This is a genomic window from Arthrobacter sp. NEB 688, assembly GCF_013201035.1.
In the GTDB taxonomy this organism is placed as follows: Bacteria; Actinomycetota; Actinomycetes; order Actinomycetales; family Dermatophilaceae; genus Phycicoccus.
In genome coordinates, this window is record NZ_CP053707.1 from 3799709 (window position 1) to 3810803 (window position 11095).

The 11095-nt window shown below is 76.1% G+C and carries 12 protein-coding genes; 10 read left to right on the forward strand and 2 right to left on the reverse strand.

Going from position 1 to position 11095, the window contains the following annotated elements; translation table 11 throughout:
• Positions 1–12 precede the first annotated feature (12 nt).
• The gene (locus HL663_RS17830) at positions 13–537 is read right to left on the reverse strand and encodes a hypothetical protein (protein ID WP_173029616.1); all 525 of its coding nucleotides are present in this window, start codon (positions 535–537) and stop codon (positions 13–15) included.
• Between the two features lie 126 nt (positions 538–663).
• Here HL663_RS17830 and HL663_RS17835 point away from each other — a divergent pair, with 126 nt between their 5' ends.
• The 9 genes from HL663_RS17835 (at position 664) to HL663_RS17875 (ending at position 9279) form a co-directional block, all read left to right on the forward strand.
• A complete protein-coding gene (locus tag HL663_RS17835; RefSeq protein ID WP_173029617.1) occupies positions 664–1305 on the forward strand; it encodes a uridine kinase family protein in 642 nt (213 codons plus the stop codon).
• A gap of 32 nt (positions 1306–1337) precedes the next feature.
• Positions 1338–2579: a DUF7847 domain-containing protein gene (locus tag HL663_RS17840; protein WP_173029618.1), complete on the forward strand. Its 1242-nt coding sequence runs from the start codon at positions 1338–1340 to the stop codon at positions 2577–2579.
• Positions 2558–3253, forward strand: coding sequence for a DUF4129 domain-containing protein (locus HL663_RS17845; RefSeq protein WP_173029620.1), 696 nt, complete (start codon positions 2558–2560; stop codon positions 3251–3253). Before HL663_RS17840 ends, HL663_RS17845 begins: the two co-directional genes overlap by 22 nt.
• Positions 3250–4437 (forward strand): DUF4350 domain-containing protein, encoded by a 1188-nt coding sequence (locus HL663_RS17850; protein ID WP_173029621.1) that lies wholly within the window; start codon positions 3250–3252, stop codon positions 4435–4437. Before HL663_RS17845 ends, HL663_RS17850 begins: the two co-directional genes overlap by 4 nt.
• Positions 4434–5417 (forward strand): AAA family ATPase, encoded by a 984-nt coding sequence (locus tag HL663_RS17855; RefSeq protein WP_173029622.1) that lies wholly within the window; start codon positions 4434–4436, stop codon positions 5415–5417. The genes HL663_RS17850 and HL663_RS17855 overlap by 4 nt, the downstream gene beginning before the upstream one ends.
• Positions 5417–6709 carry a DUF58 domain-containing protein gene (locus tag HL663_RS17860; RefSeq protein WP_173029624.1) on the forward strand — a complete coding sequence of 431 codons (1293 nt, stop codon included), beginning with the start codon at positions 5417–5419 and terminating at the stop codon, positions 6707–6709. Before HL663_RS17855 ends, HL663_RS17860 begins: the two co-directional genes overlap by 1 nt.
• 209 nt (positions 6710–6918) lie before the next feature.
• The gene (locus HL663_RS17865) at positions 6919–8076 is read left to right on the forward strand and encodes a hypothetical protein (RefSeq protein ID WP_173029626.1); all 1158 of its coding nucleotides are present in this window, start codon (positions 6919–6921) and stop codon (positions 8074–8076) included.
• Positions 7965–8420 carry an HNH endonuclease signature motif containing protein gene (locus HL663_RS17870; protein ID WP_173029627.1) on the forward strand — a complete coding sequence of 152 codons (456 nt, stop codon included), beginning with the start codon at positions 7965–7967 and terminating at the stop codon, positions 8418–8420. Before HL663_RS17865 ends, HL663_RS17870 begins: the two co-directional genes overlap by 112 nt.
• 61 nt (positions 8421–8481) lie before the next feature.
• Positions 8482–9279 carry a RibD family protein gene (locus tag HL663_RS17875; protein ID WP_173029629.1) on the forward strand — a complete coding sequence of 266 codons (798 nt, stop codon included), beginning with the start codon at positions 8482–8484 and terminating at the stop codon, positions 9277–9279.
• Here HL663_RS17875 and HL663_RS17880 read toward each other — a convergent pair.
• Positions 9183–10178 (reverse strand): stage II sporulation protein M, encoded by a 996-nt coding sequence (locus HL663_RS17880; protein WP_173029630.1) that lies wholly within the window; start codon positions 10176–10178, stop codon positions 9183–9185. The genes HL663_RS17875 and HL663_RS17880 overlap by 97 nt on opposite strands.
• A 52-nt stretch (positions 10179–10230) precedes the next feature.
• Between HL663_RS17880 and HL663_RS17885 the strand changes: the two genes are divergently transcribed.
• Positions 10231–11064 carry an RDD family protein gene (locus HL663_RS17885; protein ID WP_286175769.1) on the forward strand — a complete coding sequence of 278 codons (834 nt, stop codon included), beginning with the start codon at positions 10231–10233 and terminating at the stop codon, positions 11062–11064.
• Positions 11065–11095: the final 31 nt, after the last annotated feature.

Genomic DNA, 11095 nt, shown 5'->3' on the forward strand with positions numbered 1-11095 from the left:
CGTTCGCGGGGCTCAGCGACCGGTGGCGAAGGTCATCTCCCACGAGTCCGGCTCGGCCCGCGGGACGAAGGTGACGTAGCGCTCGTTCGTGCCCTTGGACCACGCCCCCGGGTCGCCGGCGAAGGCGAGGTCGAGGGTGACGCGGTAGCGGCGGCCGTCGGCGGTGCGCTCGGGGTCCTCGAGCGAGACGAGCGTCCCGGTCGTCAGGCGCGGCGAGTCGTCGGACGTCGTGGACTGCTCGTCCGCCGTGAGGTACGTCGTGCTCGCGAGCACCGGACCCTTGTCGCGCCAGGCGGCGAGGTAGCCGGTGAGCAGGCGGCGGGCCGTGGCCTCGTCGGGACCGTCGGAGTCGAGGGACCCGGTGACGACCGGCGTCGGCGAGGCGGGCGTCGCGGCGGTCGCCGAGGGAGCGCCGCTCGCGGCGCCCGAGCCGCTGGACGAGCCGCTCGAGGACGGCGACGGCGAGGTCTCCGTCGAGGTGCACCCCGCCAGCAGCAGCGCCGCCGACATCCCGAGAACCACTGCGCGCCGACCCATGTCGCCCCTTCCCCTGCGTTCGTCACCGACCGTACCGCCCGCCCCGGACACCGCGCAGGAGGTCCACCCGACGGGACGCCTCCCGCCGGACGGGGCCCCCGCACCCCGGCCCTAGAATGGTGACCCGTGGCTGAGCAGGACACGGACGAGCGCGACACGGCGGGCACCCCTCCCCGCGACCGGCGGCGGGTCGTCGTCCTCGCCGGGCCGAGCGGGGCCGGCAAGTCCCGCCTCGCCGAGCGCCTCCACGCCCGCCGCGGGTGGCCGGTCTTCCGGCTCGACGACTTCTACCGCGACGGCGACGACCCCGCGGCGCCCCGCCACCCCACCCTCGGCATCGTCGACTGGGACCACCCGGACAGCTGGGACGCCGACCGCGCCGTCGCCGCCCTGCGCGAGCTCGTCGACACCGGGCGCACCCTCCTGCCCGTCTACGACATCGCGACGAGCCGCGCCGCCGGCGCGCACGAGGTGACCGCGCGCCCCTCCGACCTCGTCCTCGCCGAGGGCATCTTCGCCGCCGAGGTGGTCGCCCGCCTCGAGGAGGAGGGGATGCTCCACAGCGCCTGGTGCGTCCACCACCGACCCTCCGTCACCTTCGTCCGGCGGCTCCTGCGCGACCTCGGCGAGCGCCGCAAGCCGCCGACGGTCCTCCTGCGCCGCGGGTGGCGGCTGATGCGCGAGGAGCCGGGGATCGTCCAGCGGCAGACCGCACTCGGCGCCGTGGGCTCCCGCGCACTCGCCGTGGAGCGCACGCTCCTCGGCTAGGGTGGCGCCGTGAGCGTCGAGGGGGCCCGAGGATGACCGACCAGCCCTGGGTGGCGCCCGGGTCCGGTGCGCAGCGACCCGACCCGACGGCCCCTCCGCCCGACGGATGGACGCCGCCGACCGGCCCCCCGCCTCCCGGTCCCCCGCCGCCCGGCGCCGGCTACCCGCCCCCTCCCGGCGCGGGCTACCCGCCTCCCCCCGGCTACCCGCCGACCGCCGGGCCCGGCCCCCAGCCCGGTTGGCAGCCGCCCGCGTACCGCACCGTCGACATCCGGCCGGGCATCGTGCCGCTGCGTCCGCTCGGGCTCGGCGACCTCTACGGCGGCGTCCTCAAGGCCATCCGCGGCAACCCCGCCGCGACGATCGGCCTCGCCGCGCTCACGTGCTTCGCGCTGCTCCTGCCGACGACCGCCCTCGGCGCGGTCCTCGCCGGCCAGGCCGCGAGCGACCCCCTCGGCTCGTTCGCCACGACCGACACGGTGCCCGACAACGCCGGGATCTCCCTCGTCGGCCAGTACCTCCCGAGCCTCGGCCAGATCCTCTCGGCGATCCTCCTCGCGGGCTTCCTCGCGCAGGTCGTCGGGCAGGCCGTGCTCGGCCGCAAGGTCGGGATGGGCGAGATCTGGCGCTCGACCCGGGGCCGGGTGCTCCCGCTCGTCGGGGTCGTGCTCCTCACCGGCCTGCTGCTCCTCGTCGTCCTCGTCGTCGGGGTCGCCGCCTCCGTCGCGCTCGTCGTGGCCATCGGCCCGAACGACATCGGCGGCATTCTCCTCGCGATCGGGGTCGTCCTCCTCGTCGTCCTCGTGACGGTCGCCGTCCTCGCACTGCTCTCGACCCGATGGGCCTACGCCGCACCGGCCGTCGTCCTCGAACGGGTCGGCGTCATGCAGTCGCTGCGCCGCTCCTGGGGCCTCGTGGGCAGCCCGGCCAAGGGCCCGTTCTGGCGGGTGTTCGGCATCCGGCTGCTCACCGGGATCATCACCTGGGTCGCGTCGACGGTCATCACCTTCCCCATCACGCTGCTGCTGCTCGGCGTCGTCACGGCGACGACCATCGGCTCGGGGTCGTCCGACGGCGGTGCGCTGCTCGTCGCGCAGACGCTCGTCGCCGGTCTCGCGGCCCTCCTGACCGGGGCGCTGACCACACCGTTCAGCGCCGGCGTCGACGCGCTCCTCTACGTCGACGGGCGGATGCGCCGCGAGGGGCTCGACATCCAGCTCATCCAGAGCGCGCAGGGTGCCGCCGCCCCGCCGTGGCCGCCCACCTCGCCGTGACCCCGGCCGACGCCCCGCTGGACCCGACGAACGAGCAGGCCCGGCGCTGGCTCGAGGAGGAGCTGACCGCCTCCCGGTACCACGCGCAGCCGAGCCTCCTCGAGCGGCTCAACGAGCTGCTCGACCGCCTCCTCAACGCCCGTCCCGAGGGCGGGCTGCCGGGCGTCGCCGTCCCGATCGCCATCGGCCTCGTCGTCGCGGTGCTGGCCCTGGTCCTGTGGCGCGTGCTGCGCCGCGACATCGGGCGCACCGCCGACGGGGGCACCTCGCGGGCCCTCGACGTCCCGGACGTGCCGGCCGCGACGCTGCGGGCCTCCGCCCGCGCCGCCCTCCAGCGCGGGGACCTCGACACCGCCGTGCTCGACGCTGTGCGCGCCATCGCCCGGGCCGGGGTCGAGCGCGTCGTGCTCGACGACGCCCCGGGGCGCACGGCGCACGAGGTGTCCCAGCTGCTGGCCGTCGCCTTCCCCCTCGAGCACCGGGCCCTCGCCGAGGCCGCGGACGCCTTCGACGCCGTCCGGTACGGGGACCGCCGGGCCACACCGGAGCAGGCGCGCGCGGTCGTCGACCTCGACGGCCGCCTCGCCGCCGCCCGGCCCGAGCGCCCCTCGACGCCGGCCGGACCTGCGGCACCCACGGGACCCGCCGCACCCGCCCCGGAGCCGGTGCGATGAGCGTCGCCCCCGCCGGCGTCGACGCCGGCCGCGCGGTCCGGCGCACCCGCGACGTCGTCCTGTGGGTGCTGGCCGTCGTCGTCGGCGGCGCCCTGCTGGCCGTCGCGGCCGGCGGACCCCCGCCCGAGGACCGCCTCCACCCCGACGGCACGGGCCAGGGCGGCACCCGCGCGCTCGTCGAGGTGCTGCGCGACCAGGGCATCGACGTCGAGGTGGTCACCACCTCGCAGGAGGCGGTCGACGCCACCGACGAGGGCAGCACGGTCGTCGTCGGCAACTCCGACCTGCTGACCGACACCGCCGCGCGCCGGCTGCTCGAGGGGACCCGCTCGGCCGGCCGTGTCGTCCTCCTCGACACCGCCCCGGGTGTCCTCGACGCGCTGGGGCTCGGCGTCACCGTCCGTCCCGCCAACGGCCCCGCCACCGGGCCGGAGTGCTCGCTGCCGTGGGTCGGCCGCGCCGACCGGGTCAGCCGGACCTCGTGGGCGCTCGTGCCCGTCGACGGCCCCGAGCTGCCCTCCGGCGTCGTCGGCTGCTGGCCGACGCGCGACGGCGACGGCCCCACCGCGTATGCCGCGGTCGACGTCCCCGCCACGGACTCACACGCATCCGTCACCGTCGTCGGCTTCCCCGACGCGGCGACCAACCGGTTCGTCACCGAGGACGACGACGCCGGGCTCATGGTCCGCCTCCTCGGCGCCGCGCCGCGCCTCGTCTGGTTCCACCCCGGCCCGGAGGACGCGACCGTCAACCCGCCGAGCGAGGACTCGTCGGTCTGGCCGGAGTGGGTCGGGCCCGGGCTCGTCCTGGCCGGACTGGCCTTCGTCGCCTTCGCCCTGGCCCGCGGGCGTCGCCTCGGCCGGCTCGTCCCGGAGCCCCTGCCCGTCGTCGTGCGCGCCGCCGAGACGACCGAGAGCCGCGCCGAGCTCTACCGCGCCTCGGGCGACCGGGTGCGCGCCGCCCGCGTCCTGCGCGCGGCCACCACCGGGCGGCTGGCCGTCCGCCTCGGGCTGCCCGCCCGCACCCCGGCCGACGAGCTCGTCCCCGCCGTCGCCACTGCGTCCGGCCTCCCGGCCACCGAGGTCGACCGCATCCTGCGCTCCCCCGCCCCGCTCGACGAGGCCGGCCTCGTCGCCCTCGCCCAGCAGCTCGCCCATCTCGAGGAGAAGGTCCGCACGTCATGACAGACACCCCCAGCACGCCCGCCCCGCAGGCCGCCGACGCGCGCGCCGCCCTCGTCCGGGTCCGCGAGGAGGTCGCCAAGGCCGTCGTCGGGCAGGACGCCGCGGTCGCGGGGATGCTCGTCGCGCTGCTCTGCCGCGGGCACATCCTCCTCGAGGGCGTCCCCGGGGTCGCCAAGACCCTCCTCGTGCGCAGCCTCGCCGCCTCCCTCGACGTCGGCACCAAGCGCGTGCAGTTCACCCCCGACCTCATGCCCGGTGACCTCACCGGCTCGCTCGTCTACGACAGCCGCGCCAGCGACTTCGAGTTCCGCGCCGGCCCGGTCTTCACCAACCTGCTGCTCGCCGACGAGATCAACCGGACGCCCCCGAAGACCCAGTCCGCCCTCCTCGAGGCGATGGAGGAGCGGCAGGTGACGGTCGACGGCACGCCGCACCCGCTGCCCTCGCCGTTCCTCGTCGCCGCGACGCAGAACCCCGTCGAGTACGAGGGCACCTACCCCCTGCCCGAGGCACAGCTCGACCGCTTCCTGCTCAAGGTCGTCCTCCCGGTGCCGGAGCGCGCCGACGAGGTGTCGGTGCTGCGCCGGCACGCGTCGGGCTTCGACCCGCGCGACCTCGCCGGGGCCGGCCTGCGCCCGGTCGCCACGGCCGCCGACGTCGAGGCCGGCGCCGCCGCCGTCCGCGAGGTCGAGGTGTCGGACGAGGTGCTCGGGTACGTCGTCGACATCGCCCGGGCCACCCGCACCTCCCCCTCGCTCGCCCTCGGCGTCTCGCCGCGTGGCGCGACCGCGCTGCTCGCGACGGCGCGCGCGTGGGCGTGGCTGAGCGGCCGCGGCTACGTGACGCCGGACGACGTCAAGGCGCTGGCCGTCGCGACCCTCGCGCACCGCCTCATGCTGCGCCCGGAGGCCGAGCTCGAGGGCACGTCGGTCACCTCGGTCCTGCACAGCGTCCTCGCGTCGGTGCCCGTCCCGCGCTGATGGCCCTGACGACGCGCGCCGCCGCGCTGCTCCTCCTCGGCCTGGTCCCCGTCGGGCTGCGGCCCGAGGGGTCGACGGTCGTGCTCTGGGCGATCGTGTGGCTCGTGCTCGTCGGCGTCGACCTCGCGCTGGCCGCGCCGCCGAAGGCCCTGCGGCTGACCCGCGAGGACCCCTCGCTCCAGGTGCGGCTCGGTGAGTCGACGTCGACCGGGGTGCTCGTCGAGAACACCGGTGGCCGCCGGGCGCGCGGGCTGGTGCGCGACGGCTGGCCGCCCTCGGCCGGGTCGTCGCCGTCCCGGCACGCGCTCGACGTCCCGTCCGGCGAGGTGCGGCGGGTGTCGACTCGGCTGACCCCGACGCGTCGCGGCGACCGCACGGCCGACCGCGTCACCGTGCGGCTCCTCGGGCCGTTGGGGCTCGCGGGGCGCCAGCGCTCGGTCGAGGTCCCCGCGCGGCTCCGTGCGCTGCACGCCTTCCCGTCGCGCAAGCACCTGCCGAGCCGGCTGGCCGTGCTGCGCGAGCTCGACGGCCGGGCCGCGGTCCGCACCCGCGGGCAGGGCACCGAGTTCGACAGCCTGCGCGAGTACGTCGACGGCGACGACGTCCGGTCCATCGACTGGCGGGCCACCGCGCGCCGCCAGCACCTCGTCGTGCGCACGTGGCAGCCCGAGCAGCACCGGCGCATCGTCATCGTCGTCGACACCGGGCGCACGAGCGCCGGGCGCGTCGGTGAGGCCCCGCGCCTCGACGCCGCGATGGATGCCGCGCTCCTGCTGACGGCCCTCGCCGGACACGCGCGCGACCGGGTGCAGGTCGTCGCCGGCGACCGGCGCATCCGGACGCGGGTCAGCGGCGCCGACCGTGCGGGCCTGCTGCACGACGTCATCTCCGCCCTGACACCCGTCGACCCCGAGGTCGTCGAGACCGACTGGGGCGTGCTCGCCGCCGAGGTCACCCGCTCGACCCACCGCTCGCTCGTCGTGCTGCTCACCCCGCTCGAGCAGGCGGCGATCGAGGAGGGGCTCATCCCGGTGCTGCCCGCGCTCGTGGCGCACCACCGGGTGGTGCTGGCATCGGTCGCCGACCCGGCCCTCGACGCGATGCGCACGGCGCGCGACGGGTCCGAGGAGGTCTGGGGCGCGGTGGCCGCCGAGCGCACCGTCGCGCTGCGGCGGCAGACGTCGGATGCCCTGGGCCGGCTCGGGGTCGACGTGCTCGACGCGACGCCGGAGGACCTGCCGGTGCGCCTGGCCGACCACTACCTCGCGCTCAAGCGCGAGGGCCTGCTCTGACGGGTCCGAGCCCGGTCTCTGCCGCTGGCCGACAGCAGCTCAGACTCGGGCGCTGGTGAGTCCGTGCCAGGCTCGCCCTTCCCTTGCCAGAGCTGGCCGCCTCGTCTGTGGGAGAGCGGTTTTCCACAGCCTTGGTACTCGACGCGGCTTGTCCACAGGCGTCCTGTCGCACCTGAGGGACTATCGGTGGCCCCGGTCAGAATGGTCACATGGCAACGGGGACAGGCGAACTCGCAGAGCGACGCTCCCTGCTGAAGGCTGCCACCGACGCCCTGACCGACCTCGACGAGGCCTTGGCCGCCGCACCGGCTGACGACCTCGGCGACCTGATGGAGCTGCTCGACACCCTCGCCGCCCGCGCGTCCGCCGCCCGCGTCCAGGTCACCCTCGAAGCCGTCCGCCGCGGCGAGGTCGCCGGCCCCGCCACCCACGCCTGGGTCCGCACCCACGCCCCCTCCCTGCGACAGTCCGGCGCCGCCGCCGTCACCCGCCTCGCCCTCGACGTCGCCGCCGGCGACACCCCCACCCACCGCAACGACCCCGGCCCCGACACCCCCCTCGGCGTCGTCTGGACCGCCGTGCGCACCGGCCAGGTCGAGGCCGGCACCGGGTGCGCCGTCCTGCGCGAAGCCACCCGCCTCGCCCCACTGCTGGAGTCCGCCGCGCTGCCCACCGCCACCTCGGGGCTCCTCGCCCTGGCCGCCGAGTACGGGGCGTCCGTGATGCGCCGGCTGCGGCCCCGGCTCCTCGCCGAGCACGGCCACGACGGCGCCCTCGACGACCTCCACACCCGCCTGGCCGCCGCAGCCCACCTGTCCATGCCCCACATGGAGTCCGGAGACCTCACCGAGTACCAGCTCTGGATGACCCCCGCACAGGCCGCCACCCTCGAAGCCGCCATCGGGCCGCCGTCCGCGCCCGCGCCGAACGACGACACCGGCGAGGCCGACCTGCGACCCGCCGGCCAACGCCGCGTCGAAGCCCTCACCGTCGTCTGCGCCACCGCCACCGCCCACACCACCGGCGCCCACGACACCGACCGCGGCCCCGACACCACCCTCCACCTCACCATCCCCCTCGCCGACCTCACCACCACAGACACCGCCACCCCCGCCGGACTGCTCACCACCCTCACCGGCACCTTCCGACCGCCGGCGACCACGCGGCCAGCCGGCCCCCTCCCGCGACCACGCCAACCACCACGGACTCGTCGAGCACCACCCCCACCGGCACACCCGCCCGCGGCGCCGGGACCGTGCTCGCCACCACCGCCGACGGCACCCTCCTCACCCCCGAGAACGTCAGACGCCTCGGCTGCGACGCCGCCCTCCTGGTCCACCTCCTCGGCACCCGCGGCGAACCCCTGACCCTCACCCGCATCCTGCGCCTGTTCACCCGCGGACAACGCCGCCACCTCCTGTTGCGAGACCGCGGCTGCACCTACCCCGGCTGCACCGCCCCCGCCGCCTGGACCCGCGCCCACCACGTCCACGACTGGGCCGACGGCGGCCCCACCGACATCACCAACGCCGCCCTCCTCTGCGAACGCCACCACACCCTCGTTCACCGACGCCGCCTCTGGGCAACCGTCCGAGAACACCCCGACGACCACGGCACCCACGTCACCTGGGACCTCACCCCCCACTCCTACGACCGCCACCTCGACACCCTCCGCCACCCACCCGACGACCGCGCCTCCCCCGCCGCCTGACGCCCCGCCCGGCGCCCGCGTGCACCGGCCCCTGTCGGACCCGGCACCTACCGTCCGCTGGATGACGAGACCGTTCGTGACCGTCTACAACGAGATGAGCGTCGACGGGCGCATCACCGACTTCGCCGGGGACGGCGTGCGCTACTACGCGCACGGCTTCTCGTGGCCCCGCGACGCGATCCTCATGGGCAGCACCACGGCGCAGGCCTTCGGTCCGCGCGAGACCGACGAGGAGGCACGCGGCCCCGGCCCCGACGTCTCTCCGGATCCCGTCCCACCGGGTTTCGAGGAGGCGGTCGCCGGGCCCCGCCCTCTGCTCGTCGTCGTCGACGGCTCCGGAAGGGTGCGCAGCTGGCGGCACGCGCAGGCCGCGCCCTGGTACTCCGGGTACGTCAGCCTGGCCAGCGAGCGCACCCCGACCGGGCACCTCGACCACCTCGATCGGCGAGGCGTCGAGGTCATCCGCTGCGGCCGGGACCGCGTCGACCTCGGCGAGGCCCTGCGCCGCCTCCACGACGAGCACGGGGTCCGGCGCGTCCGGACCGACGGCGGCGGCCGGCTGACGGGGGCACTCCTCGCGGCCGGCCTCGTCGACGAGCTCGTCGTCATGGTCGCGCCGTCGCTGTGCGAGAGCCCGACCGGGCGGACGCTCGTCGAGCTCACCCGACGGCTCCCCGCAGAGGCGGCACTGCTGGACCTGGACGACGTCACCACCCTCGACGGTGGCGTCGTGGTCCTGCGCTACCGCCTGTGCGGCTCCGATCAGGAGGCGACGCGGACGGTGTCGCCGGCGTCCCGCGCCGCGACGTCACCCGTCGCACCGCGCGCGGCCGCGGCCCGCCCGACGACGAACACGTAGAGCACGAACGCGGTCTCGGCGAGCAGGCCGATGGCGATGCGCGCCCACGTCGGCAGCCCCGAGGGGGTGACGAACCCCTCGATGACGCCGCTGACGAAGAGCACCGCGACGAGCCCGAGGGCCACCCCGGTCCCCGTTCGCGCCTCGCGCGCCAACGACTGTCCCCGGGGCAGCCCGCCGGGGCTGACCCACGACCAGAAGATGCGCAGCCCCACCGCCCCCGCCACGAAGACGGCCGTCAGCTCGAGCAGCCCGTGCGGGAGGATCAGCCCGAAGAACAGCCCGGTGCGGTCGTGGTACGCCATGAGCGCCCCCGAGATGCCGACGTTGAGCACGTTGTTGGCGAGGATGTAGATGACCGGCAGCCCGAGGACCCCGAGCGCGATGACCAGCGCCGACACCCACGCGTTGTTCGTCCAGACGAGCCCCGTGAAGTCGAGGTGCGCGTACTCGCTGTAGTAGTTCTCGAAGTCGGTGTCGACGAACTGCGAGATCTCCTGGGGCGTCATCGTCTGCGTCCACACCTGCGGGTGACGGTAGGCGTACCAGCCGACGAGGAACGCGATGCCGACGTTGACCAGCGCCGTCGTCACCCACCACCAGCGCAGCCGGTACAGAGCGGCCGGGAAGGTCGTCGTGAAGAAGGTGACGGGCGTGCGCCACCAGGCGCCGCGGCGGCTCGAGGTCGCGAACCGGGCGCGCGCGACGAGCGAGGAGAGGTGGGCGACGAGCGAGGGGTCCGGGCTCGCCGAGCGCACGACCGAGAGGTGCGTCGAGACGCGCTGGTAGAGGTCGAGCAGCTCGTCGGCCTCGGCGCCGGTGTGCCGGCGCTGCCCCACGAGCGTCTCGAGCCGGTTCCACTGCGCCTGGTGGGCGGCCACGTAGGCGTCGAGGTCCACGGGCCCAGCGTAGGCGACCACGCCGCCCGGCCAGCCCGGTTAGCCTGTGCCCGTGAGCAGCAGCGAGGGGACGAGCTACCGCGCCTACGCGAGCGAGGACGTCGTGACGGGCGAGGGCGTCGCCGTCGAGCTGCCCGTCGCCGGCACGCTGGTCCGGGCGGCCAGCGGCCTCATCGACGTCGTCGTGACGATCGTGCTGCTCGTCGGCATCGGCTTCGGTGTCGGCTGGCTCGTCGCGAACTCCAGCACGGCCGTCGCCACCGCCGTCGGCCTCGTCGCCACGGTCGGCGTGCTCGTCGGCTTCCCGACGGCGATGGAGACCCTCACCCGCGGCCGCACGCTCGGCAAGCTCGCCCTCGGCCTGCGCACCGTGCGCGACGACGGCGGGCCCATCACCGTGCGCCACGCCCTGACCCGCGCGCTCGTCGGCGTCGTCGAGCTCTGGACCCCGCCCTTCCTCGGCGTCCCTGCCCTCGTCTCCTCGGTCGTCAGCGCCCGCAGCAAGCGCCTCGGCGACTTCGCGGCCGGCACCTACGTCGTGACGCAGCGCAGCCGGATGCAGCTGCTGCCCCCGCCCGAGATGCCTCCGCCGCTGGCCGCGTGGGCGGGCTCCGCCGACGTCGCCGCGCTGCCCGCCGGGCTGACCGTCGCGGTGCGCCAGTTCCTCGCCCGCTCGGGCAGCCTCACCCCGGCCTCGCGCGAGCCGATGGGCCGCGAGCTGCTCGCTGACGTCCTGCGCCACGTCGCGCCCGCGCCGCCGCCGGGGTTCCACCCGGAGTACGTGCTCGCGGCGGTCATCGCCGAGCGGCGCCGCCGCGACGGCGAGCGCCTGGCCCGCGAGGACACCCTGCGCCGGCGCGTCGTCGGCGCCGACCCCCTCGCCTGACGCACTCCAGCCACCCGACTGACTGCGAGTT